This window comes from Mesorhizobium sp. GW821-FHT07A06, from assembly GCF_059419085.1.
In genome coordinates this window covers 44,895-68,906 of record NZ_JBWKRC010000014.1, presented here as the reverse complement: position 1 = coordinate 68,906, position 24,012 = coordinate 44,895, and the positions used below count along the sequence as shown (strand labels likewise).

Annotated in this window: 21 protein-coding genes; 16 read left to right on the top strand and 5 right to left on the bottom strand. The window is 62.6% G+C overall.

Annotated elements, in window-relative coordinates; all coding sequences use genetic code 11:
* Positions 1–61 precede the first annotated feature (61 nt).
* The 5 genes from AC07SZ_RS30480 to AC07SZ_RS30460 all read right to left on the bottom strand — a co-directional run bounded on the left by AC07SZ_RS30480 (position 62) and on the right by AC07SZ_RS30460 (position 5,051).
* The gene (locus AC07SZ_RS30480) at positions 62–844 is read right to left on the bottom strand and encodes an amidohydrolase family protein (RefSeq protein ID WP_172374436.1); all 783 of its coding nucleotides are present in this window, start codon (positions 842–844) and stop codon (positions 62–64) included.
* A complete protein-coding gene (locus tag AC07SZ_RS30475) occupies positions 841–1,785 on the bottom strand; it encodes a carbohydrate kinase family protein (RefSeq protein ID WP_494917222.1) in 945 nt (314 codons plus the stop codon). Before AC07SZ_RS30475 ends, AC07SZ_RS30480 begins: the two co-directional genes overlap by 4 nt.
* The gene (locus AC07SZ_RS30470; protein WP_483122138.1) at positions 1,782–2,636 is read right to left on the bottom strand and encodes a carbohydrate ABC transporter permease; all 855 of its coding nucleotides are present in this window, start codon (positions 2,634–2,636) and stop codon (positions 1,782–1,784) included. Before AC07SZ_RS30470 ends, AC07SZ_RS30475 begins: the two co-directional genes overlap by 4 nt.
* Before the next feature lies 1 nt (position 2,637).
* Entirely contained in the window at positions 2,638–3,543 is a 906-nt protein-coding gene (locus tag AC07SZ_RS30465) for a carbohydrate ABC transporter permease (RefSeq protein WP_056567771.1), read from the bottom strand.
* A 164-nt stretch (positions 3,544–3,707) separates the two neighbouring features.
* Complete coding sequence (locus tag AC07SZ_RS30460; protein ID WP_172374435.1) at positions 3,708–5,051, bottom strand: ABC transporter substrate-binding protein; 1,344 nt, start codon at positions 5,049–5,051, stop codon at positions 3,708–3,710.
* A 193-nt stretch (positions 5,052–5,244) separates the two neighbouring features.
* On the opposite strand from AC07SZ_RS30460, the gene AC07SZ_RS30455 reads away from it, so the two are divergent.
* The 16 genes from AC07SZ_RS30455 to AC07SZ_RS30380 all read left to right on the top strand — a co-directional run bounded on the left by AC07SZ_RS30455 (position 5,245) and on the right by AC07SZ_RS30380 (position 23,903).
* Positions 5,245–6,219, top strand: a complete 975-nt coding sequence (locus AC07SZ_RS30455) for a sugar-binding transcriptional regulator (RefSeq protein WP_056567780.1) — start codon at positions 5,245–5,247, stop codon at positions 6,217–6,219.
* A gap of 409 nt (positions 6,220–6,628) precedes the next feature.
* On the top strand, positions 6,629–7,351 hold the full coding sequence (locus tag AC07SZ_RS30450) for a class II aldolase/adducin family protein (RefSeq protein ID WP_056567783.1): 723 nt from the start codon (positions 6,629–6,631) through the stop codon (positions 7,349–7,351).
* A 3-nt stretch (positions 7,352–7,354) separates the two neighbouring features.
* A complete protein-coding gene (locus AC07SZ_RS30445; protein ID WP_494917220.1) occupies positions 7,355–8,296 on the top strand; it encodes an NAD(P)-dependent oxidoreductase in 942 nt (313 codons plus the stop codon).
* Between the two features lie 66 nt (positions 8,297–8,362).
* On the top strand, positions 8,363–9,076 hold the full coding sequence (locus AC07SZ_RS30440) for a GntR family transcriptional regulator (RefSeq protein ID WP_172374432.1): 714 nt from the start codon (positions 8,363–8,365) through the stop codon (positions 9,074–9,076).
* A 119-nt stretch (positions 9,077–9,195) separates the two neighbouring features.
* On the top strand, positions 9,196–10,302 hold the full coding sequence (locus AC07SZ_RS30435) for a LacI family DNA-binding transcriptional regulator (protein ID WP_494917219.1): 1,107 nt from the start codon (positions 9,196–9,198) through the stop codon (positions 10,300–10,302).
* Between the two features lie 31 nt (positions 10,303–10,333).
* On the top strand, positions 10,334–11,437 hold the full coding sequence (locus AC07SZ_RS30430) for an ABC transporter substrate-binding protein (protein ID WP_494917217.1): 1,104 nt from the start codon (positions 10,334–10,336) through the stop codon (positions 11,435–11,437).
* Between the two features lie 48 nt (positions 11,438–11,485).
* Entirely contained in the window at positions 11,486–12,325 is an 840-nt protein-coding gene (locus AC07SZ_RS30425) for an ABC transporter permease (protein WP_056567916.1), read from the top strand.
* Positions 12,322–13,131, top strand: a complete 810-nt coding sequence (locus AC07SZ_RS30420; protein WP_056567793.1) for an ABC transporter permease — start codon at positions 12,322–12,324, stop codon at positions 13,129–13,131. The genes AC07SZ_RS30425 and AC07SZ_RS30420 overlap by 4 nt, the downstream gene beginning before the upstream one ends.
* A gap of 46 nt (positions 13,132–13,177) precedes the next feature.
* Complete coding sequence (locus AC07SZ_RS30415) at positions 13,178–14,197, top strand: dimethylarginine dimethylaminohydrolase family protein (RefSeq protein ID WP_056567796.1); 1,020 nt, start codon at positions 13,178–13,180, stop codon at positions 14,195–14,197.
* A complete protein-coding gene (locus AC07SZ_RS30410) occupies positions 14,198–15,256 on the top strand; it encodes an ABC transporter ATP-binding protein (protein ID WP_494917214.1) in 1,059 nt (352 codons plus the stop codon). It abuts the gene before it with no gap.
* 96 nt (positions 15,257–15,352) lie between these two features.
* On the top strand, positions 15,353–16,714 hold the full coding sequence (locus AC07SZ_RS30405; protein WP_494917212.1) for a Xaa-Pro aminopeptidase: 1,362 nt from the start codon (positions 15,353–15,355) through the stop codon (positions 16,712–16,714).
* Between the two features lie 774 nt (positions 16,715–17,488).
* A complete protein-coding gene (locus tag AC07SZ_RS30400; RefSeq protein ID WP_494917210.1) occupies positions 17,489–18,616 on the top strand; it encodes an ABC transporter substrate-binding protein in 1,128 nt (375 codons plus the stop codon).
* Between the two features lie 11 nt (positions 18,617–18,627).
* Positions 18,628–19,401 (top strand): ATP-binding cassette domain-containing protein, encoded by a 774-nt coding sequence (locus AC07SZ_RS30395; RefSeq protein WP_056567806.1) that lies wholly within the window; start codon positions 18,628–18,630, stop codon positions 19,399–19,401.
* Between the two features lie 8 nt (positions 19,402–19,409).
* Entirely contained in the window at positions 19,410–20,630 is a 1,221-nt protein-coding gene (locus AC07SZ_RS30390) for a sugar ABC transporter permease (protein WP_494917208.1), read from the top strand.
* 97 nt (positions 20,631–20,727) lie between these two features.
* Complete coding sequence (locus tag AC07SZ_RS30385) at positions 20,728–22,851, top strand: N,N-dimethylformamidase beta subunit family domain-containing protein (protein ID WP_172374426.1); 2,124 nt, start codon at positions 20,728–20,730, stop codon at positions 22,849–22,851.
* Between the two features lie 140 nt (positions 22,852–22,991).
* On the top strand, positions 22,992–23,903 hold the full coding sequence (locus AC07SZ_RS30380; RefSeq protein ID WP_172374425.1) for a dihydrodipicolinate synthase family protein: 912 nt from the start codon (positions 22,992–22,994) through the stop codon (positions 23,901–23,903).
* Positions 23,904–24,012 lie beyond the last annotated feature (109 nt).

Below are 24,012 nucleotides of genomic sequence, written 5' to 3'. Positions count from 1 at the left end.
CCGGTGTTTGGGCGCGCCGACGACGACAAGTCAGCCGATGCGCCTTCGTGTTCTTTTGTCTTCAAGCGATGCGCCAGATGCGCGCCGCGTTCTTCCAGAAGACCTTTTCGAGGTCCTCCTCGCTGAGGCCGACGACGCGCAGCTTCTCCTGCTCGACGCGCGGCGACTGGTAGGGCACGTCAGAGCCATATTGCAGGCGGTCGACCGAGACGTTTTTCAGGAAGGTCATGATGTCGAACGGATAGGCCTGAGACATATCGACATTGATGTTGGGGTATTCCTGGCAGGCGAGGATCGCCTCCCATAGGAAGGCGTGCATGCCGATATGAGCGAGCACGAAGGTGACGTTCGGATAGGCCTTGGCCGCCTGCGCCTGGAGATAGGGCAGGTCGCGCGGCGCATCGCCCGAATGCATGAGGACGGTGAGGTTGTGCTCCTCGGCCTTGTCCAGCAGCGGACCCATGACCTTCATGTCGTTGGGCCGGTAGAAATCATAGCCGGCGACCAGCTTCAGGCCGCGGCAGTTCCATTCGCCGACATAGCGGTCAATGAGCTCCTGGGTGTGCTTGGCGCCGAAGGTCGGGTCGATGCGGGCAACGCCGACGATGCGGTCGGGATATTTCAGCGCGGCGAGGCCGACATCGCCATTGGCCTCGTTGTAGTCGGCATCCCAAGGCGGCGTCTGCCGGCGGTCGTGCGGGAAGAGCACGCCATGCGACGCGCCCTGCTCGTCGAGCAGGCGGATGACGCTGTCGGGTTCGCCCCTGACCAGATAGGGGACGCAGGTGTTGGCGGCGACGTTCTTGTCGGTGCCGTAGTGCATATGGGCGTCGATTACTCTCACAGCGATAGCTTCCTTCCAAAGTTTGCCTCGAAGCGCTGCGCCACGCGTTGCGGCGAGGGCAGGTTCGACTGGCATCCCCATTTCTCGATGATGAAACTGGCGACCGTGGCGCCGATGCGCGCCGCCGTCTCGTGCGAATGGCCGCCGATCAGGCCCTTCAGCGTGCCGGCGACGAAGGAGTCGCCGGCACCGGTGGAATCGACGAAGGCATCGGGCGCGACCGAGGGCATGTCCTGTCGGCCGTCGGCGGTGTACCAGGCGCTGCCTTCGCCGCCGCGCGTCACGATCACCAGACGCGGACCATGCGCCAGTATGTCGGCCGCCGACGCGACGCCAAGCGCCTGCATCAGCGCGTCGGCCTCGCCACGGCTGAGGAACAGGACCTCGCAGGCTTCCAGGAAGCGTGGCGCAAGATCGCCCGCGGTGGCGACCATACCGTTGATGGCGGTCAGCGCGCCGGTCTTGCGGGCGTGCTCGATGGCATTCAGCGTATAGGCGCCGAACATCTCGCTGATGACGACGGCGCCGGAACGGTCGATCTCGCCATAGGGCGTGCGCCAATCATCCTGCTTCTCGGCGACGCCTAGATGGGAGACGCAGAAGCCGCCATTGGCGGCGTCGAAGAAATTGAAGCTATGCCCGGAACGGGCGCCCTCGATCACCTCGACGCCGGCGAGGTCGACGCCGTTGCGGGTCATGTGGTCGGCGTAGCCCGAGCTGCGGAAATCGTCGCCGACGACCATGCCGAGCCCGACCTTCATGCCCAGCGCACCGGCAACCGCCGCGATGTTGGCGCTGCAATCGCCGAAATGGATGGTCTCGACTTCTTCCATGGGCATGTCGAGCGGCACGGTCTCTCCGTCGCGCGGCAGCCGCTTCATGCGCAGCAGATGGTCGAAGATCGTCCACGACCCGATGGAGAAGAGTTCCAGGTCCTTCATTTCACCGCTCCCATGGTCAGTCCGCGGGTAATCTGTTTCTGGAACAGCACGGCGGCGATCATGCCGGGCAGCGCCGAAACCATCGCCGAGGCCGCCATCATGCCCCACTTGATCTGGTCGAAGGTCATGGCCTGCAGAATGCCCATGGTGACCGGGCGCGTGCTGCCGCCGGCGAGCACGAGGCCGAAGATCATGTTGTTCCAGCTGAAGATGAAGGCGATCATCATGGCGCTGGCGATGCCCGGCCTCGCGATCGGCACGACGATCCTGGTGAGCATGGTCCAGATGCGGGCGCCGTCGATGCGCGCGGCCTCCTCGATCTCGATCGGCATGTCGCGAAAGAAGCTCGCCAGGATCAGGATCATCAGCGGCAAGGTGATCAACTGGTGCACGAGGATCATGCCGACATAACTGTCGTAGAGGCCGATGCGCGTGTAGATGACGTAGAGCGGCAGGATGACGGCGAGTTCGGGCGCGAAGCGGAACGACAGGAAGGTGAAACGCAGCTTGTCCGACGTCTTGTCCCGGCGCCTCGCCAGTGCATAGGCGGCGGGGATGCCGAGCAGCGCCGAGATCAGCACTGCACCGCCCGAGATGATGACAGAGTTCATCAGGAACTTGAGGAGGTCGGGGACCTGGCCGCCGGCGCGCTGCGCCTCGTTGCCGAACAGCACCTCGACATAGTTTTCGAGCGTGGGCGTGAACAGGAAACGCGGCGGATAGGCGATGATGTCGCCGAAGTTCTTGATCGACATCATGAAGATCCAGACCAGCGGGAACAGCACGAAGCCGGCGAAGGCGAGGTAGCAAAGCGCGAGCGCGAGTTTTTGCGCGAGGGTGCGAAGGAACATGCTAGAGGCCACGGTTCTTCGCCTCCTGCTTCTGCCAGAAAGCCAGCAGCGCGCCGCTGATCGTGTAGCAGACCAGCCAGAGCACGAAGACGATGGTCATGGCGCGGCCGAGGCTCGACCAGCGATAGGCCTCCTCATAGGCCATGACATGCAGGGTTCGAGTGGCGTCGAGCGGGCCGCCCTTGGTGGTGGAGTAGATGATCTCCAGCGACTTCAGGGAATCGGAGACGCGAAACAGCGCGACCAGCAGCAGATAGGGGGCCAGCAGCGGCAGCTTCACGTAGCGGATGACCTGCCAGGCATTGGCGCCGTCGATGCGTGCGGCCTCGACGACCTCGCCCGACACGGACTGTAGGCCGGCGAGCAGGATGATGGTGGCCAGTGGGGTGAACAGCCAGGTGTCGATCAGGATGATCGACATCATTGCCGTCGACGGGCTGGTGAGCCAGGACAGCGGCTCGATGCCGATCTGCGCCAGCAGCCAGTTCAGCACGCCGCTCTGGGGATGCATCATGGTCTTCCAGATGAGGCCGGCGACCACCGGCGGCACCAGCAGCGGGAGCACGACGGCGGAGCGGAAGAAGGATTGCAGCCGGCCGGGAACGTCCAGCAGGATGGCGAAGGCGAGGCCGAGCGGCAGCTGGATCGCCAGCGCCGCGCCGGCATAGATCAGCGTATTTGCAAGGCCATTCCAGAACAGCGGCGTCTCGAACAGGTTGATGTAGTTGTTGAGGCCGACGAATTTCGAGGCCGGGATGTAGAGCTTCTGGTTGGTGAGGCTGGTGTAGATGCCGCTCAGGAACGGATATGTCGTCGACATGAGCAGGATGAGCGCCGGCGCCAGCATGGCATAGAAGGCGGCCTTGCTCATCCATGTCTTGTCGGCTTGGGCTGTGATGCGGGCCATGGGAACTGTTCTGGTTGCTGGTGTCACATTGCCCGTGGGCGATTTTCGTCGAAGGGACGCCGTGTGGGAAGAACGATGCGGCGCGCGAGCGAGCTTGCGCGGGGCGGATCCTGTTGAGACCCACAGGGCGCTCCCGGGTCAAGCCCGGGAGCCGGGCAGGACGACTATTCGTCGAGCATTTTCTGGATGTCGGCCTGCGCGTTGCACAGATTCGTCTTCACGTCGCCCTGGCCGAAATAGGATTTCTGGATCGCCTCGGCCCAGCGGTCGAGCATGCGGGTCAACTCGGGATGCGGCGGGAAGCGGATGGTCGCGACCTCGGCTTCGGTCTTGGCGGCCTGGATGTACTGGCCGGGCGTCTCACCCCAGCTCTCCATCAGCTTCGCCACTTCGGGCGCATCCCAGGCCGATTTGCGCACCGGGTTCATGTTGCCGGCCAGATGCGTCTTGATCATCGTCTCCTTGGACGTCACCCACTGCATGAACAGCCAGGCGGCGTCCTTGTGGGTGGAGGCGGAATTCATCGACAGCGACCAGATCCATGCGGCGGCGGCGCGCTTGCCGTCGGGGCCGAGCGGGGTCGGTGCATAGCCGACATCGCCGGCAATGGCGGATTGCTTGGGGTCTTCATAGGTCGGTGCGAACAGGTTCGCCTCGTTGAGCGAGAACACATACTGGCCCGATGCGAAGCCCTGCATGGCCTCGTACCAGGTGAACGCGCCGGCGCCCTCGGGAGACGCCTTCTTGATCAGGGTGACGAAATCCTGCGTTGCCGCGATGCTCTTGTCTGAGCAGATCTGCAGCTTGCCGTCCTTGTCCAGCATCTCGACGCCATAGGATTGCAGCATCGTGCCGAAGGTCAGGTAGGGCAGGTCCCAGTAGCGATCGAAGCGGGTGATGATGCCGTGCATCTTGCCGTTGGGGCCATCGATGGCCAGCTTGTCGGCCATGGCCAGCAGGTCGGCATAGGTCTTGGGCACCTGGAGGCCGAGCTTCTTCAGAAGGCTCGGGCGATAGGCCAGCTGGTAGGATTCGAAATTGATCGGCAGCGTCCACAGCGAACCCTCGCCGATGCCCTTGAGCGGGGTGAGGTCCCAGCGGCCGGCCGACAGGATGGAGGGAATGAAATCATTGACGTCGTAGTCAGCGGCGGTCTTGTCGGTATTGGCGATCAGGCCGTCGAGCGGCTCCAGCCAGCCGGCGGCGGCATACTGCCAGTTGTTGAGCGGCGAGGTCATGAAGACGTCGTAGGTGCCGGTCTTGGATGACAGGTCGGCAAGCAGCTTTTCAAAACCGGACTGCTCGGCCAGTTCCTCATAGGTCACCTTGATGCCGGTCTTGGCGGTGAATTCCGGCAGCAGCGGCTTCAGGCTTTCGACGAACGGATGCGAGATCAGCATCAGGTTGATGGTCTGGCCGTCGGCGGCCTTCCAGTTCATCTCGGCGTTGGCCGGATCGGATGCAAGCGACAGGGCCGAGGTCGCGACGAGCGCGGCAGCAACAGTCACGCGGCTGCGGCTCAGGCCGCGCCGGAGTAAGGACGACAACATTGGCAGTTCCCCTTGTTCAAGGCGTGAGAGCGGACTTTGAATTTTTGTTGGCGGCGGTTGCACTTTGTTGCAATGGCTGCACAAATGAAGCTAGATGAGCTGAAAAGGCCGGTCAACCACAAATGTGCACGCTCTGCACGAAAGTTTACGCATGACGCATAATGAAGAAGACCTGCTGGTGCAGCTCGCCTGGCTCTATTACGTGGGCAACAAGAATCAGGAGGAGATCGCCAACCAACTGGGCCTGTCGCGCTTCAAGATAAACCGCATGCTGGCGCGGGCTCGTGAAAAAGGGTTGGTCAAGATCGCCATCCAGCACGAGACGGCGCAATCGCTCGATGTTGCCGGTCGGATCCAGGCGGCGTTCGATCTCAGGGAATGCATCGTCACGCCGGCGATTGCGGTGCCTGGCGGCAATGCGGACGAGGACGAGAACAATGCACGACGCGCGGTCGGCATCGCGGCGTCGTCGTTCCTGGAGAGGCGGCTGCGCGTGCCGGAGCCGGTGACGATCGGCCTGGCGTGGGGACGCACGATCGCCGCGATGGTCGACGAACTTCCAAAGCTCTCCAAGGCTGACCTGAAGATCGTCTCGCTGATGGGCTCGCTCAGCCGCAATGCCAGGACCAACCCGTTCGATTGCGTCCATTCCCTGGCACAGCTTTGCGAAGGCGAGGCCTATATCCTGCCGGCCCCGTTCATCGCCGACAGCGAGGCCGACTATCAGGTGATCATGAGCCAGAAGCTCGTCCAGCAGGCCCTGAAGCTTGCTCGCTCGGCCGATTTCTATATCGCCTCCTTTGGCGACTGCTCGAAACAGTCCTTCATCTACCATCACGACCTGCTGCACGACGACGAGATCGACCAGGTCATCAATGCCGGTGCCGTCGCCGACATGCTGGGCAAGTTCTTCGACAAGGACGGCGCCTTGCTGGACAACACGTTGAACCGCCGCACGCCGAGCGTGTCCTATGAGGATATTCGCAGCCGCGACGTTGTCCTGCTTGCGGCCGGCCTGTCCAAGGCGAAGGCGCTTGTCGCCCTGCTGCGCTCGGGCACGATCAACCGGCTGATCGTCGATGGCGATCTTGCGGCCGGCCTTCTTCCGCTGATCGGCCGCGGCTAGGTCCGTTTCTTCATCGCGGCCCGGTGACTGCCCCAGTCTTCGTGGCGGCCACCTGCATTTGCATGACGCCAAGGCGACCTCGCGCCTTGGCGCGTTCCGCAATGGGGAGGCGCTTCGGCGGCCTTGATCAAATGCCGGGTGTAGTAGGTCAAGGCCGCGGCCAAACTGAGCCGCCCTTCTATCCCTGAAGCATACCCGTGGACCATGATCGAAGAGCGCGGGTCGGTGCTGTCTTCGCCGTCGCGGTTGTCCTGGGTGGTTACGCGTTTCCTGAAGCGAGTTTCCCTGGTTGCGGGCCGGAGAAGCGGACCCGACGTGCGCGACCGGCTGTCGATTCATTTGGAAAAGTTGACTGCATACAGGAATTCAAGTATGCGGCAAGCATCAACAGGAAGGATGATCCACACCGATGTCGACCGCTGAAATGGCTATGCGCGAGGATCTGGCGGCGGCCTATCGGCTGATCGCGCGGTTTGGGATGGATGACATCATTCACACGCACATATCCGCGCGTCTGCCCGAAGAGCCGGAGCTGCTGCTTATCAACCGCTACGGCGATCTCTTTCGGGAGGTGACGCCGGAATCGCTGGCGGTCATCAATCACCATGGCCAGCAGATGCGCGGCCAGCAGGTGCCGATCAACACCGCGGGTATCGTCATTCACACTGCCGTCCACGCCGCGCGCCCGGATGCGGTCTGCGTCATGCACACGCATACCGCGGCCGGTGTCGCGGTCAGTTGCCTCGAGGAAGGACTGCTGCCGCTCAACCAGACCTCGCTGCTCTTCTACGGGCAGATCGGCTATCACGAATTCGAGGGCATCGCGCTCGATCCCGGCGAGCAGGAGCGCCTGGTCGCCGACCTCGGCGACAATCGCGCCATGATCCTGAGAAACCATGGGCTGTTGACCGTCGGGCGATCCATCGGAGAGGCTTTCTCCCTGATGTACAATCTCGAACAAGCCTGTCGCATCCAGCTTTCCGCTCTGGGCAGCGGACGCCCCATCCACCTGCCGAGCGAGGAAGTGTGCGAGCGCACCGCCAGCCAGTATGCGGCCGATCCCGATGGCGCGGCGGAACTGGAATGGCTGGCGCTGCGCCGGCTCGCCGGAATGCCCCTCGACGGGCATTGATCGATGCGGATCGTCATCGCCGATCCGCTTGCCTACAGTGCCCCCTTCGAGCGCGCGCTGCGCGCCGCGCTTCCCTCGGCGGACTTCGTCCGATGGCCCGACCTGGCGGATGGCGCCGAATACGATCTCCTGGTCGCCTGGAATCTGCCGAAGGACATGACCGCGCTGCCACGGTCGCTGCGCGCGATCTTCTGTTTCGGCGCGGGAACGGATCAGCTTCTCGACGATCCCCGCATTCCGCCGGACCTCCCGGTCGCACGCCTGCGGGACCAAGGTCAGGCCGAGCAATTGCTGGACTATGCGATGCACGCGGCTTTCGCGCGCCTGCTTGACGATGTTGTTGTCAGAGCGGATCAGCAGGCCCGCCTGTGGCGCCCGCCCGATCGCCAGAACCGGACCCGCGGGTCGCTGCGGATGGCCGTGCTTGGACTGGGTCCCCTCGGCCTGCATGTCGCGCGGGGGCTTTCGGCCGCCGGCTTCCCGGTGTCCGCTTGGTCGAGAACCGCCCGTCGGATCGACGGCGTCGGTTGCCTGCACGGCGACGACGGGCTCGGCGCTTGCGTCGACGGCGCCGATGTCCTCGTCAATCTCCTGCCCTCGAGGCGCGAGACGAGGGGCATATTGTCGGACCGGCTGTTTTCCCGCCTCGCGCCCGGCGCTTACGTCGTCAATCTCGGTCGCGGCGACCACCTCGATGAGGAGGCGCTGCGCGCCGCGCTCGATCAGGGACGGCTCGGCGCCGCGTGGCTGGATGTCTTTGCCGTCGAACCCCTGCCGCCCGAACACTGGTTCTGGCGGCACGACCGGGTCCGGCTGACGCCGCATCGCGCCGGCCTGCCGACCCCTCAGGGTGCCGCGGCATCCATTGCCGCCGTCGCGACGGCGCTCGAACAGGGGCACGGCGTTCCGGAGCTGATCCGGCCTGGGAAGCTGGTTGAAAATTGAGCCGATTTCGCAACTGCACAAAGATTATGCTTGACTCGAAATGTGCTTGAATGCCAGCATACCGCCATGCTGAACTTGGGCACCTCACTCCTAGCGGATCAGAACGAGCGTCGAAACAGGATCTCGTCGAAGGCCTATGTCGAGTTGCGCGAGGCGATCATCACCGCGCGCGTCATGCCCGGCGCCAACTTCTCGGAAACGGATGTCGCGCAGTCGCTCGGCATCAGCCGCACCCCCGTGCACGAGGCGTTCACGCGGCTTTTCGACGAGGGTCTGATCGAGATCTCACCCCAAACCGGCACCCGCGTCTCGCTGATCGACATGGCGCGCGTCCGCGAGGCGGTGTTCATCCGCTCCACGCTTGAAAGCGCGGTGATCGCCAACAGTGGTGTCAAGCCGGATCCGGCCTTGCTGGACGAGGTCGAGCTGTTGCTTCGGGCGCAGGAGCGTCTCGTCCTCGGCGATGACATGGGTGCCCTGCACCGCGCCGACATGGCCTTCCATGCAGGGCTGCTCGGCGCTTTCGCGCATCCTCGGGCTTGGACCGCATGCCAGCACGTTTCGGCCGACATGATGCGCGTCCAGTTCCTGATCGGCATGAAGCCGGATCACATCCGCTCGATCATCGCCGAGCACCGTGCCATTTTCGACAAGGTGCGGGCCGGCAACATGGCCGAAGCTGCGCTGCTGATGGCGGCGCACATCCGAAATGCCGATTTCGACCAGCTGAGCCTGGAGCGCGAACATAAGGAATTCTTCCGGACCGGAGACCTCCCGTGAGCGCCGCCGTCCTTCGCTCCCTCTCCATCGCGGAAGGCGCGCGCGATTTTTTTTGGCCCGTTTATGAAACCGGTTTACTGAATCGGTTATCTGCACATGTCTCGCGGGAGTGGAGCCGCTTGTCGGGAAGATTGAAGGTCACCATTCGTGACGTTGCGCGGGCCGCCGGCGTATCCGTCACATCCGTTTCCCGTTATCTGAACGGGCAGATCAGCCTGCCCGAGCCGACGGCGAGCCGTATTCAGCTGGCGGCGGAGCGCCTCGGCTATCACCCCAACGCGATCGCCCGCAGGCTCAGCAGCGGCAAGAGCGAGACACTCGGCCTCATCACCGCCGACATCGCCTATCCCCTGTTTGCCGAGATCGCCAGCGCGTCGGAGGCCGAGGCCGCGCGGCATGGCTACAATCTCCTGATGTTCAACAGCCGGAACCTGGTGGAGAAGGAAGTCTCCTTCCTGTCGCGCATCGAGGACCGGCAGGTCGACGGCATCCTGCTCCTCACCAACCATCATGATGACGGGCGGCTGTTGCGGCGGATCAACGAGACCGGAAACGTCGTGCTTCTCGACGAGGACGTGCCGGGCGCGAAGGCGCCGCGCCTGTTCGCCGACAACGTCCATGGCGGCCTCCTGGCGACACGCCATCTGATATCGCGCGGCCATACCCGTATCGCCGCAATCGGCGGGCCGAAGGGGCTTCTCAGCACCACCGAACGTCTCGACGGCTTCACGCGGGCGCTTGGCGAGGCTGGTCTTGATGTCGATCCCGCCCTTTTGAGATTCTGCGAATACGAGGAGGCGCCGGCCTCGATGGCGTTTCTCGACCTTCTGCGGCAGGACGAGCCGCCCACCGCGATCTTCACCTTCGGCGACATGCTGGCCACTGGCGCCATGCGGGCCGCGCGGCAGGCCGGGATCCGCATTCCGGACGACATTTCTCTCGTCAGCTTCGACGATATCCATAATGCGGACCTGCTGGCGCCGGCGCTGACCACCGTGCGTCAGTCGGCGGCCGAGTTCGGCACGCGCGGCGTCAACATGCTGCTCGATTTCATCGCCGGCAGGAAATCCGGAACGGCGATCGAACGGGTCGGCGTCGAACTCGTTATACGCGGTTCGGTGGCGCCGCCGCACGGCCGTCCGTCAGGACGTTCGATAGTGCATACCGGCACTGGAGGCCCAGATGGGCTCCCGATGCCGGCCAGGGAGGAGAAGCAAGAAAACTAGTCGCTTCCACGGACGTGAAAGGGGAACACACATGTCCATCAATCGCTTTGGTCAAGACGCAGCGTTGATTGCGCTTGATAAGTTCAAAACTGGGAAGATCGATCGCCGAGGCTTCATCACCGCCATGGCCGGCCTTGGTATCGCAGTCGCGTTCAAGCCTGGGCGGGCCTCCGCCGCGGCCTCGGAAATCGTTGTCTGCAACTGGGGCGGGGCCGCTCTCGAAGCCTTCCAAAAGGCCTATGGCGCGCCCTTCAAGGCCAAGTCCGGCATGGAGGTCGTCATCGATGGCACCGGCCCGGCGACCGGCGCGATCCGCGCCATGGTCGATTCCAAGAATGTCACCTGGGATGCCACGGATGGCGGCATGACGGACGCCGTCGTGCTCGGCAAGGGCGGTTACCTCGAGCCGATCGACTATTCCATCGTCGACAAGTCTCTTGTCGGCGAAGGGCTCTCGGCCGAGTTCGGCATCTGCAACTACACCTATTCCAATGTGCTGGCCTATGACGCCAAGAAGGTCGGCGCCACGGCCCCTTCGAGCTGGAACGACTTCTTCGATCTCGAAAAGTTTCCCGGCAAGCGCACCATGTGCAAATGGATCCAGGGGCAGCTCGAAGCCGTGCTGCTCGCCGACGGCGTTAAGCCTCAGGATATCTATCCGCTTGATGTCGACCGCGCCTTCAAGAAGCTCGAACCGCTGCTGCCCAATCTGATTTTCTGGGAGTCGGGCGCGCAGAGCCAGCAGCTCTTCCGCGACGGCGAGGTGGTCATGGGCAATATCTGGCATACGCGCGCCAACCTGCTGCGCAAGGAAAACCCGGACTACACCTGGACCTGGAACCAGAACCTGATGTTCGCCAGCGCCTGGTCGGTGCCGAAGGGCAATCCCGCCGGCAAGAGGGTCTTCGACTTCATCAATTCGTCGATGGACCCGGAAGGCCAGGTGACGCTGTTGCGCCTCATGGGAAACGGACCGTCGAACCCGAAGGCGCTGGCGCTGATGACCGACGAGGACAAGGCGGTCTATTCGCTGGCACCCGAGAACGCCAAGACAGGTCTGGCCGTCTCGGCGCAATACTATGCCGACAACGAGGCCGAACTGCAGAACAAGTTCCTCGACTTCATTTCGCGCTAACCATTGGAGACCACCACCGGCCATCGGCCGGTGGTGGTTCGAAAGACCATGACGTCATTCCAGCGTTGGGCCTTCTGCCTGACGGTGCCGGCGGCGCTTTTGACCCTGTGTCTCTACGTGCTGCCCATCCTTCAGGTGCTGGCGCTCAGTTTCACCGAGCCGACCTTCGGCATCGGCAATTACGTGGCTCTGTTTCAGAATGCCGCGATTGGCCGCGTCGTGCGCACGACCGTCTTCGTCTCGGCGGTGACGACCGCGCTTACGATCGTCATGAGCTATGCCGTCGCCTTCGCGCTGGTCCACATGCCGCCGGCGCAGCGCCGCGTCGCCCTGTTCATGGTCATGGTGCCGTTCTGGATATCGGTGCTGGTGCGCGCCTTTGCCTGGATCACCATCCTGCGCCGCAACGGCGTGCTCAATTCGGCCCTTGTGGGCAGCGGAGCCGTCGGTGAACCTCTCGAACTGGTCTACAACCAGTTCGGCGTCATCGTCGGCATGGTCCATTACATGATGCCCTTCGCCATCATGCTGCTCTACGCGAACCTCTCGGAGATCGACCACAGGATCATCCAGGCGGCGCGATCGCTCGGCGCGCGCCCGGTCACCATCTTCTTTCGCGTCTGGGTGCCGCTCAGCATGCCCGGCCTGGCAATCGCCAGCCTGTTCATCGTCATCTTCTCGCTCGGCTTCCTCGTCACCCCGGCGATCCTTGGCGCCGGCAGGGTGCTGATGGTCGCCGAGTACATCTCCGTGCAGATATCCTCGACCCTGCGCTGGGGCGTGGCGACGGCACTGTCGACGATGCTCCTGCTCGTCGTCGGCGCCCTCATCGCGCTGGCGATGCGCAGCCCGGCGTTGCGCGCGGCCTTCGAAGGCGGCCGCAAATGACGCCACGCACCCGCCGTCTGCTCGAACGCGCGCTGCCGAAGCTCTTGGCCTGGCTGCTGCTCGCCTTCCTGTTCGTTCCGGTGCTCGTGGTCATTCCCGTGGCGTTGACCGACCGGGACTATCTGTCGCTGCCCAACAACGGCATTTCCTTCGACCATTTCGCGGCCCTGGCCAACTGGCGCGCGGGCTGGATGCCCAGCATCCTCACCAGCCTCGGCATCGCCGTGGCCTCAAGCATCGTCGCGACCGGCGTTTCGGCGGCGTTCGCCATGGGCGCATGGGTCTATGTCGGACGCTGGCCGACGATCCTGCGCATTGTCCTGCTTTCGCCGCTGATCGTGCCGCCGATCATCTATGCGGTCGGCATGGTGCGCCTGTGGTCGAAGCTGGGCCTTCTCGACACATGGCTTGGCGTCACCATCGTCCATGTGATCCTGGCGATACCGCTCGCCGTGCTGGCGATAGGCGCTTCGCTGTCGAACCTCGATCCGCGTCTGGTGCAGGCGGCCCGCTCGCTCGGCGCGCGCCCGGCGACGATCTTCGGGCGCGTGATCCTGCCCAACATAGTGCCGGGCACGGTCGCCGGGGCGATCCTCGCCTTCATCGTCTCCTGGGACGAGATCACCGTGACGCTCTTCATCACCAGCCGCGGCATCGTCACCCTGCCGCGCAAGATCTGGACGAGCATCGCCGATGCCGTCGATCCCGCGCTGGCCGCGATCGCTACCGTCATGCTGGCGGTCACCATCGTCGGCCTCATCCTGCGCATGACCGTCTGGGAACGTATCGCCCAGCGCCGGTCATGACACGACCTTCAATCGCTTCGCTTGTTTCAGAAAGGAAATCGAAGACATGACTGCCCACAGCGCCGCAATGAGCGAGCACGAATACCGCGAGGCCAAGTTCTTTCAGACCTTCGGCTCCGTCCCGACGCCGGCTTTCCACGACCCGCAAGAGCAGACCCGCGTCTGGGGCCGGCCCTGGGGTTGCACCAATGATGTCGGCAAGCTGCGCGCCGTGCTGATGCACCGGCCTGGAGAGGAGATCAATGTCGTCGACAAGAACAAGCCCATGCCCGAGATCGGCGGTTTCGGCGATCCGGAAAAAGGCTGGTACTTCATGGGCAAGACGCCGCCGGATCTCGCCGCCATGCAGGCGGCGCACGATAGCTTCACCAAGCTGTTGCGCTCCGAGGGCGTCGACGTCATCCTTACCGAGAAGGCAGCCCCCGGCGCTCTCAAGTCGACCTTCTGCCGCGACAGCGTCATCGGCGTGAAGGGCGGGGCGATCGTCACCCGCCTTGCCCGCCGGGCGCGCCGCGGCGAGGAACTGATGGTCACCCAGGCGCTCGCCAGGGCCGGCTGCCCGATCCTCGGCACGCTGCATGGCGAAGCGGTGTTCGAAGGCGGTGGGTTCGCGCTCCTCGACGACAAGACTGCCGTCTGCTCGGTCTCCGTCGCCTGCAACGCCGAGGGCGTGCGGCAGGTCGAGATGATCCTCAACAGCCTGGGCGTCGAGCTGATCAAGGTGCCGATGCCCGGCTATCGCATCCACATCGACGGTAGCTTCATGATGATCGACAAGGAGACGGCGATCATCAACATCAACGAACTGCCCTATGTCTTCATCGACTACCTCAACAAGCGCGGCATGAAGCTGATCGAACTCCCGCCGGAAGACAACGCCTTCTCGCTCAACTGCCTGGCGATCGCACCGGGTCGGGTCGTCATGCACGCCACCCGCACGCCGCGCCTGGCCGACCGGCTCGACGCCGCCGGCATCGAGATCCTGACGCTGGACTATGAATGTATCGAACTGAACGGCGGCGGCATTCACTGCTCGACAGGTCCGCTTGCCCGGGACCCGATCTGAATGTCCTTTCTCGACGTCCGAAACCTCCGCAAGGCCTACGGTTCGGCCGTCGCGCTCGACGGCATCGATCTGTCGATCGAGGCGGGGGAGTTCGTAACCTTGCTCGGCCCTTCGGGGTCTGGCAAGACCACGCTGCTGATGTCGGTCGCCGGGTTCACCAAGCCGGACGACGGCGCCATCCTGCTGGATGGCGTCGACATCACGCGCGTCGATCCGGAGGACAGGAATTTCGGACTGGTCTTCCAGGGCTATGCGCTGTTTCCCCACCTGAACGCCGCGGACAACATCGCCTTCCCCTTGAAGGTCCGCAAATGGGACAAGGCCAGGATCGCCGCGAGGGTGGAGGAGATCCTCAATCTCGTCGGCCTGGACAGGCTGGCCGCGCGCAAGCCGCGTGAATTGTCGGGCGGTCAGCAGCAGCGCGTGGCGATCGGCCGCGCGCTGGCCTTCGGCCCGAAGATTCTGCTGCTCGACGAACCGCTATCGGCGCTCGACCGTACGCTGCGCGACACCATGCAACGCGAACTCAAACGGCTTCATCGGCAGACCGGTGTGACCTTCGTCTATGTTACCCATGACCAGGAGGAAGCCTATGCCATGTCGGACCGCATAGCCGTCTTCCACAATGGCGCGATCGTTCAGGTCGGCACCCCGCGTGACATATACCGCGCGCCCGCCTCGCGCTTCGTCGCGGGCTTCCTCGGCGGCAACAACATCGTTTCGGCGCGCGCCGTCGATGGCGGCATCGAGCTGTTCGGAAGCCGGGCGCCGATGCCCGGTGGCTACGACGCGTCTCGGCATGGCCGATCGGCGCTGACGGTCTGGATGCGTCCGGAGGCCATAGCCATCGGCGAGCCGCTCCACGGGGCCATTGCCTTTCCCGCCATTGTCGCCGACATCTCCTTCGTCGGCTCGTCCGAGCGCATGACCGTGTCCACTCTGGACGGCCAGGAACTCCTGGTCCTGGCATCCTCGGCGACGGCGCGCGGCATCGTTGCCGGCGACAAGGTCACCTGCAGCGTGCTGCCCTCCAGCATCGGCTTTCTTGCCGATGAATGACGTGCCGGCAAACAGGACGGCATCCGTCGCCGTCGCATCCAACTGACGATCGGCTTCAGCCGAAAATCCGCATTTCCTGACAGATTGAGAGACATGATGAGCATTAGCCTTCGCACCGTCGACATTCCCGATTTCGGCATCCCCGTCGAGCGCCCTGCCATTCCGCCAGCGACCTATGAGGCCCGTTGCGCCAAGGCGCTCGATCGCGCCGGCACGGACTGGCTCGCCGTCTATGCCGATCGCGAGCATGCCGCCAACATCGCCTTCCTGACCGGTTTCGAGCCGCGTTTCGAGGAGGCGATCCTGCTGCTCGGCAAATCGGGCCAGCGCATCGTCGTCACCGGCAACGAGAACCTCGGCTATACGCCTGTCGCCGGACTGCCTGGCATCATCACAATGCTGGCGCAGTCCCTGAGCCTGATGGCGCAGGACCGCATGCAGAAGCCGGACCTCGTGGCCGTGCTGCGCGAGGCCGGCATCACGGCGGGCGACAGTGTCGGCCTGGTCGGTTGGAAATATCTCGAAAAGAAGGAATGGTCCGCGCCACGCCCCACCTTCTTCGTGCCGGCCTTCATCGTCGACGCGATCGCATTGATCGTGTCCGCCTCGTCGATCGCCGATGCGACGGCGGTGCTCATGCATCAGACGGAAGGGCTGCGCGCCGTCGTCGATGCCGATCAGATCGCCGAGGCCGAATGGGGCGCGGCCCGGTCTTCAATGGCGGTGTGGCGTATCCTGAGCGGCTTCACGCTCGGAGACACCGAACTGACCGCGGCCTCGCGCATGGGGTATGCTGGCGAGCCGATGAACTGCCATCCGATGTTCGCGACCAATGATGCGTCCGGCCAGGTGATCGGCCTGCGCGGTCCCACGGCGCGCGTGCCCGGCCGTGGCGACGGCGTCACCACGGCGGTTGGCTACTGGGGCGGACTGACGGCCCGAGGCGGCCTGATCGCTGAGCATGACGACGCATTTCTGGACGTGGCCAAGGCCTATTTCCGCGGCCTCATCGCCTGGTATGAGGCGGCCGGCATCGGCGCCGAGGGCGGCGCGATCCATGAGGCCGTGATTTCGACCCTGGCGGCGGACAAGCTGCGCCCCGCCCTTAATCCCGGCCATCTCGTCGGCCTCGACGAGTGGATGAATTCCCCGATCCGGCCCGGCTCGACAGAACGCATCGTCTCCGGCATGCCGTTCCAGGTCGACATCATACCCGTGCCGATGCCCGATGGATGGACGCTCAATTGCGAGGATGCGGTGACTTTCGCCGATGTCGGCTTGCGTGCCGAGATCGCACACCGCCACCCGGCGCTGTCGAAGAGGTTCGAGGCACGCCGCCGGTTTGTCGCCGAGCGGATCGGCATCACGGTGAAGGAGGATATCCTGCTGCTGTCCGCCATCCCGCTCTGTCTGCCGCCCTTCTGGCTTGCCAGCGGCAAACTTCTAGGCCGCGACTGAGTCCCGGCCGGCCGTCGATGTTGCCTAACCAGCGCTTTCCGGACCTTCGGCGGGCTTGCGAATAAACGGAAGTTGCGCACGTCGGCGAGAAGCTTCCTGCGGGCCATCAGATCGGGCAAGCCCAAAGCTTTTCTGCAAGGCCGCCGGGTCACAACGCTTCGTCGGTCGGCTGCTCTGTTATGACCCTGTCGGGACGCGCTCAAGATCGCTCGTTACGCCAGGGGCGCTGGCGCCAAGGTCGTCTCGATAGACTTAAACCCAAAAGCTGGCGGTCTGCTCACGGCCCATCGCGGTCATTCCGGAACGAGGCTCCGAACGGCCGCGCAAACCTCGACGTCGCTCGCCAGCCGCACCGCAATAAGCGACACCGGGAATGCGTTACGTATTGTGATGCAGATCGAGAGTTGCGGCCGAAAAAGTAAATAAAAACAATATATTGATGCGACAGCCGATCCCAGTCAACGGTGTCGTCGGCTAAAGGCCATAGCGGTCCGCGACCTTCATGAGGCTGCGGATATCCTCTGTGGGGCTGCCTTGCTGCTCGGAGAAAACTCCCAAGCAGCACGGGTTCGCGACGGGCCCGCCATGTGGCGCGCATAATCGCTCGGCTTCGTTTGCCGGTCACCCTTCGCCCGAAATTGCGGGATCAGCGCGTGAACACCAGCGCGCGCGCCTGCTCAAGGGCGAACAGCGTTTTTTTGAAGCTCAGGCCCTCATACCCGTCATCATGCGGCTTGACAGCCTTTTATTTTGTATCCAATATCCTTTATAAATATGAAGACCAAGGGGAATGGTATGAAACTCACCGGGAATGTTGCGCGTGGCCTTTTCGCATTGACGGTTGCCTTTTCGGGATTGGGCGCGATGGAGACCCTGACGGCCCAAGCCGAGGAAGCGGCCTCAAAGATCGAGGGAACGGTATATTTTCTTACGCCCAATTCCCAAATCACGCGGTTTGAAGCCTATGACAAACCGGGGATGGATGAGGCATTGAAGAAATACGCTCCCAATCTCAAGCTTGTCGTTCTGAGCGCCGACAACGATCCGTCGAGGCAACTCGAGCAGGCCCAGGCAGCCGTAACCCAAGGCGCCAAGGCAATCATTCTGGCGCCGGCTGTGCCCAATCAAAGCCAGGGCATCGTGCAGGTGGCGCACGATGCCAGCATTCCGATTGTCGGGTATGCCTACAATTCCGACAACAGCGACATCGACTACTATGTCACCGTGCCGTTTGAGCCGATCGGCGAAGCGGCTGCCAACTTTGCGGTAAAGACGCTGGCGGATGCCAAGAAGCCAATCCGGGTTGGCCTGATTACGGGCGACCCATCCTTCTTCTTTGACCGCGAGATCGTCAGCGGCACCGAGAGGGTGCTTGCTCCCCTGGTTCAAAAAGGCGAAGTCGAGATCGTCTGCAAGAGCGACAACCTGCAGCTCTCGGAGGAAAATGCCCGCGTCGCGACGGACGGTTGCCTGCAGCAGGCCGGTGGCGATATCGACGCGATCCTTGTCCACAATGACAGTTCCGCGAACGGCACCATAGCCGCATTGGCGGCACAGGATCTGCTTGGAAAGGTCAAGGTTTTCGGCGGCTATGACAGTCAGGCCGGAACGATCCAGCATCTTCTCGCCGGCAACATCGAGAACGATATGGTGCCGCCATATCGTGCGATGGCCGACAGCGCCGTCCGGCTTGTCGTCGCCCTTCTCGAGAAGAATGGCGAAGAAAAGAAGATGGTGAACGGGACCTACGATAACGGCATGAAGGCGGTTCCGGCGATCTTCAACGAGAACGTCTTCATCACCCGCGACAACGTGCAGGCGGAACTGATCGACAAGGGAATTCTGACACGCGAGGAAGTCTGCGCGGGGCCCGCCGTCAAGAGCGCCTTGTGCACCAAGTGACGGTGAGCGCGATGGGTTCCACAAACACGAACAGCCAGCCCGTTCTTGAACTCATAAATATCAGCAAGCACTTCGGCGGCGTCCACGCTCTCGAAAGCGTATCCCTGGCGGTTCGTCCTGGAGAGGTTGTCGCACTGGTTGGCGACAATGGCGCCGGAAAGTCCACTTTGGTCAAAACCATTGCCGGCATCAACATGCCCGATGCCGGGGAAATGCGGGTCAACGGCGCAAAGGTCAGGATCACCGCGCCACATGATGCAATGCGGCTGGGTATCCAGACCGTCTATCAGGATCTCGCCCTGTGCGACAATCTCGATACGGTCCAGAACCTGTTTCTGGGGCGTGAACTGCAGGGCGGGATCCTGACCGCCGGCCGTTTGCGTCGTGCCGACATGGAGAGCCGGGCGCGGAAGGTGTTGCGCGAACTGGGGGTCAGTACTTTGCGCGACCTCACGGTGCCAGTGGGCAGTCTCTCGGGCGGGCAACGCCAGTCGGTCGCCATCTGCCGCTCGGTGCTCTGGGAGCCGAAAGTTGTATTGCTCGACGAGCCGACGGCGGCACTCGGGGTCGCCCAGCGCAAGGAGGTCATGGCGTTGATCATGCGACTTCGCCAGACCAATCATGGCGTCATCGTCATTTCGCACGACCTTGCTGATGTGCAGGAGATGGCCGACACGGTTGTCGTCCTGCGGCTTGGTCGCAAAGTGGCTGAATTCAGCCGTGGAACGTTCTCGCGCGACGATCTGGTCTCGGCAATCACCGGTCTGTCCGCATCAGCCGCCTAGGAAAGCCCATGAACAATTCAAAAGGCCTGCGGATAAGCAAGGGGGCCAATTTGCAAAATGATCGTACAGGCACCAGGGATCTGCAGAGACGGATACTGAGTGGAGTCAGTGGCAAGTATCGGTTTATCCCCGTCCTTATCGCGATCGCACTCGTCTGGGCCTTCTTCTATGCGATGAACGACCGCTTTCTCTCGCCGCGAAACCTGACGAACCTCGCCGTTCAGATCGTTGTGACGGCCATGCTGGCGCTGGGCCTCGTCCTCGTTCTCATTGTGAAGGAGATCGATCTTTCGGTGGCCGCACTCAGTGCGGTGGCATCCGGTGTCATGGGTTATCTGTTGGTAACGGTCGGCCTTCCGTCGTGGCTGTGCCTGTTGGCGGCAATTGTCACGGGATCGGCGGTCGGCTTGGTCCAGGGTCTGATCATCTCGAGATTCCGGGCGCCCGCTTTCATCGTTACCCTCGGCACCTCGCTTGCCATGCAGGGCGTGCTGCTGATGCTCTTGCCGAGGAGCGGGTCGATCCCGCTATCGGGGACCGATATCCAGTGGATCGCCAACAGCTTCTTGCCGCCGATGGCCGGCTACCTGCTTCTGGCCATCGGTATCGGCGTGGTTGCCGCGCTCCTTGTCCAATCGTCAAACCACAAGAGGCGTCTCGGCATCCACCAATCAATCCCGAGCAATGTTTTGCTGCCAATCGCGGCCTTGAGCCTCGCCGGCGGTCTTGTCGTCGCCATTCTCAACCTCGATCGCGGCGTTCCAACGCCGGTGGCGATATTGATCGTTCTCCTCTCGATCATGGCCTATGTCACGACCCAGACGAAGTTCGGCACCTATCTCTACGCCATTGGCGGAAACGTGGAGGCCAGCCGACGCGCCGCCATCAATGTTGGCCAGATCCGCATTTATACGTTCATCATTGCTGGCGCGCTGGCCGGCATTGCCGGCATCATCTCCGCGTCACGCACATTGGGCGTTTCCGCTCAATCCGGCAGCGGAACGCTCTTGCTCGAGGCGGTGGCCGCCGCTGTCATCGGCGGGGCCAGCCTTTTTGGCGGCCGTGGGTCCGTATGGGCGGCCCTCCTTGGGGCCTTGCTTATCGGCAGCATCACCAATGGGCTTTCGCTGCTCAGTGCCCCAACCGAGATCAAGTACCTGGTTCAGGGATTGATACTGGTGCTTGCCGTCACCGCCGATGGGCTCCTGTCGCGCGATGCAAAATCATGAGTTTGGGCACGCAACCCGCTTCGGCCGCGGCTTTAGCCGGGTGTGCGGCAGCGTATGTCGAGGAAACACGGTGAAAATCCTAGGGTATTCAAGCCATGTGAGCATCCAGCCGGGCGGTACGATCGATTTCAAGGTCAGCGCGGCCCAGGCGCCATATTCGGTCGAGTTTGTCCGGCTGCATGGCGTCGCGATCAATGGCGATGACCAATCAGTGAGAGAAGAAAGCATCGGCAACGCGGCGGCCGGTCTCTATCAGGGGCGGCTTCAGGATCTTGCCCCGGGTTCGTACGCGATCGTGGTGCCCGCGTTTTTCCCGCTAATCTCAACTTTTGGTTTCGAGGTCTGGGTCCAGCCAACTCTCAAAGATCGCGAGTGCCAGACAATCCTGGCTGTCGCCACCGACCGGACCACGGCTTCCTGGTCTCTCGTCATCGCGAGAGACCAGCTTGAACTGCGCGTCGGCGGGGGAGAAGACGCCAGGGTTCTCTCCATGAACCTCGATGACCACGAGGGGAAGTGGATCCATATCAAGGGCGGGCGCAGCGATCGCGGCATCGCCCTTGAGTTTGCCGTCGATGGATTGTGGCCATCCCAACGTTTTGGGCAAACGCGGTTTCTCGCGCTGCCGGATACGCCCGAACCCACCCGAGTCGATCGCATTCTCATAGGTTCCAACCTGGATGAGCGCGACCGCCCGGTGGACCGGTTCAACGGCCGGATCGACAATCCCTCCGTGTTGTCCGCACCCGGAGAGGGGGCAAGGCCGATCGCGTCATGGGATTTTGCGATGGGGATCGACACACGCATCGTCACCGATGTTTCAGGCAACGGCCTGCATGGGACGCTTGTCAATCGGCCGGCTCGCGGGGTTCGGGGGCATCTGTGGAAAGGAACGAAGGTCCGCTATCAGGAAAATCCATCCGAGTGGTCCGCCATCCATTTCCATGAGGATGATCTGAACGATGCACGATGGGAAACTGACTTCAGTGCCACGTTTCCCGAGGCGACGCCGAGCGGCATTTATGCCGCCAAGCTCACGCAGGGCGATCAGGTCGAGCATCTGCCCTTCTACATCCAGCCGACCGAGCGATCCAAAAACAAGGTCCTGTTTCTGGCGCCCACCAACACCTATCTCGCCTATGCCAACGAGCATCTGGGATACGGTGAACGCGGCGAGGCTCACCAAAAGCGCATGCGCGACAAGATCCAGCTCAATGAGACGGATGTTTTCGTTCATACGCACCCCGAACTGGGGCTTTCGATTTACGATCGACATGCGGATGGCAGCGGGGTCATGCATTCCTCTTGGAAGCGGCCTGTCGTCAATTTTTCGCCTAACTACATCACCTGGCTCAACGCCGCGCGCCGGCACTTTGCGGCTGACTTTTACATCACTGGCTGGCTGGAGAAATCCGGCGTCGGTTTCGACGTGGCGACGGACGAGGACCTGCATCGAATGGGCCTGGAACTTCTGGCCCGCTATGATGTCGTTGTCTCAGGATCTCACCCGGAATATCCGACATCACTGGAGATGGATGCGCTGAAGGCCTATGCCGGCCAGGGCGGGAGCCTGATGTATCTCGGCGGCAATGGCTGGTATTGGGTGACGAGCTATGACGGCGACGACACCATGACGCTGGAGTGCCGGCGCGGCTATTCGGGTGAGCGCAACTGGACGTCTCATCCGGCTGAGTTGATGCATGCCACGACGGGAGAGATCGGAGGCCTCTATTCCCACCGAGGTCAAAGCAGCCGCCTGTTTTTCGGCGTCGCATCGGCTGGCGTCGGTTGGGGCACGGCTTCGGGCTATTCTCGCACGCAGGACTCGTACAGTCCCGACCTCGCCTTCATGTTCGAGGGCATCGGCGATGAGATGATCGGCGACTTTGGCTATGTCCTCGGGGGCGCCGCGGGCGACGAGTTGGACAGCGCTGACTTCGCGGCCGGGACGCCGGGCAATGCCCGCGTGATCCTGAACTCGCGGCACAATGACACCTACTACCCGTTCCTCGAGTCCGTCACGCAGGTCGAGCCGAATGTCAGCGGACCGAACAACCCGAATGTCAGGTCCGATGTCGTCTTCATCGAAACCGGTGCTGGCGGCGGGATATTCTCCGTCGGGTCGATCTGCTGGGCCGGGTCGCTTGCCTACGACAACTACGACAACAATGTTGCGACGCTGACGGGCAACGTGCTCCGTCACTTTCTGCGGAAGGCGTAGGCCACCCAATTCCGAAAACGGAGCTCTTCGTCCAAGGTTTTCGAACTGCCAGGAAGGTCGGGGCTAGACTCGAAAAATTGGATATTGTAGATTGGATATAATGATGGTGTGCGGTATGCCATCGAACGCAAGAGGAAAAAATGAACAACTGGACTGGGGTGTTTCCCGCCGTAACCACCAAGCTGAATCAGGACGGCTCGATCAATGTACAGGCTAATCAGTCTGCCATTGACAGGCTGATCGCCAACGGGGTTTCGGGCGTGATCGTTTTGCCGATGCTCGGCGAAAATGCCTGCCTCACTCCTTCCGAGAAGGAACTCGTCATCCGCAGCGCACAGGAAGCGGCGGGCGGGCGGGTTCCAGTTCTGTCCGGACTCGCCGAGATCACCCAGGCCGACGCCAATTTTCGTGCCCGTGAATTCGAGAAACTTGGTGTGGAGGGCCTGATGGCGTTCCCCACCCTTGGGTACAAGTCCGATGCTCGAGAGACAGCCGAATGGTACAAGAGCCTTGCCAGGGCCAGTGGGCTACCGATCATGATATACAACAATCCGATCGCCTATGGTGTCGACGTTACCCCTCGGGTTTTGCAGGAACTGGCGGACTCTCCGACCATCGTAGCCGTCAAGGAAGAGACCGGCGATGTCCGTCGCGTGACTGACATGTATGTTGCGCTCGGCAATCGGTATCAGATTTTCTGTGGCGTCGATGATCAGGTCGTCGAGAGCGTCGCGCTCGGTGCGGTCGGCTGGGTGTCGGGCATGACAAATGTATGGCCCAAGGAATGCGTCACGCTGTTCAACCTTTGCAACCAGGGGCGCAAGGATGAGGCGCTGCAGCTCTACAGATTGCTGACGCCGGCTTTCCACCTCGATACTCACGTGAAGCTCGTCCAGTACATCAAGCTCTCCGAGAGCCTAGTCTACGGCGCGCCCGAGTGGGTGCGTGGACCGCGCCTGCCGCTCGTTGGCGACGAGCGGGAATTCGTGACGCGCACAATCAAAGACGCGATCAAGCAGCTCGAAAACTACTCGCTGCCGCAGGCCGCATGATCTCTGGATCATCGTCATGATCTTCGGATCGTCATATTGAGAAGAACCTGCGGACAGTGGCACTACGGTTGTCCGCCGGTTTCATCGCCGAATTTTGAAGCCGGAGTGA

Bases quoted from the DNA above. Each gene is read 5' to 3' on its own strand.
- AC07SZ_RS30475 (WP_494917222.1), bottom strand. From the start codon at position 1,785: ATGAAGGACCTGGAACTCTTCTCCATCGGGTCGTGGACGATCTTCGAC.
- AC07SZ_RS30470 (WP_483122138.1), bottom strand. From the start codon at position 2,636: ATGTTCCTTCGCACCCTCGCGCAAAAACTCGCGCTCGCGCTTTGCTAC.
- AC07SZ_RS30465 (WP_056567771.1), bottom strand. From the start codon at position 3,543: ATGGCCCGCATCACAGCCCAAGCCGACAAGACATGGATGAGCAAGGCC.
- AC07SZ_RS30455 (WP_056567780.1), top strand. From the start codon at position 5,245: ATGACGCATAATGAAGAAGACCTGCTGGTGCAGCTCGCCTGGCTCTAT.
- AC07SZ_RS30450 (WP_056567783.1), top strand. From the start codon at position 6,629: ATGTCGACCGCTGAAATGGCTATGCGCGAGGATCTGGCGGCGGCCTAT.
- AC07SZ_RS30445 (WP_494917220.1), top strand. From the start codon at position 7,355: ATGCGGATCGTCATCGCCGATCCGCTTGCCTACAGTGCCCCCTTCGAG.
- AC07SZ_RS30440 (WP_172374432.1), top strand. From the start codon at position 8,363: ATGCTGAACTTGGGCACCTCACTCCTAGCGGATCAGAACGAGCGTCGA.
- AC07SZ_RS30430 (WP_494917217.1), top strand. From the start codon at position 10,334: ATGTCCATCAATCGCTTTGGTCAAGACGCAGCGTTGATTGCGCTTGAT.
- AC07SZ_RS30425 (WP_056567916.1), top strand. From the start codon at position 11,486: ATGACGTCATTCCAGCGTTGGGCCTTCTGCCTGACGGTGCCGGCGGCG.
- AC07SZ_RS30420 (WP_056567793.1), top strand. From the start codon at position 12,322: ATGACGCCACGCACCCGCCGTCTGCTCGAACGCGCGCTGCCGAAGCTC.
- AC07SZ_RS30415 (WP_056567796.1), top strand. From the start codon at position 13,178: ATGACTGCCCACAGCGCCGCAATGAGCGAGCACGAATACCGCGAGGCC.
- AC07SZ_RS30410 (WP_494917214.1), top strand. From the start codon at position 14,198: ATGTCCTTTCTCGACGTCCGAAACCTCCGCAAGGCCTACGGTTCGGCC.
- AC07SZ_RS30405 (WP_494917212.1), top strand. From the start codon at position 15,353: ATGAGCATTAGCCTTCGCACCGTCGACATTCCCGATTTCGGCATCCCC.
- AC07SZ_RS30400 (WP_494917210.1), top strand. From the start codon at position 17,489: ATGAAGACCAAGGGGAATGGTATGAAACTCACCGGGAATGTTGCGCGT.
- AC07SZ_RS30395 (WP_056567806.1), top strand. From the start codon at position 18,628: ATGGGTTCCACAAACACGAACAGCCAGCCCGTTCTTGAACTCATAAAT.
- AC07SZ_RS30390 (WP_494917208.1), top strand. From the start codon at position 19,410: ATGAACAATTCAAAAGGCCTGCGGATAAGCAAGGGGGCCAATTTGCAA.
- AC07SZ_RS30380 (WP_172374425.1), top strand. From the start codon at position 22,992: ATGAACAACTGGACTGGGGTGTTTCCCGCCGTAACCACCAAGCTGAAT.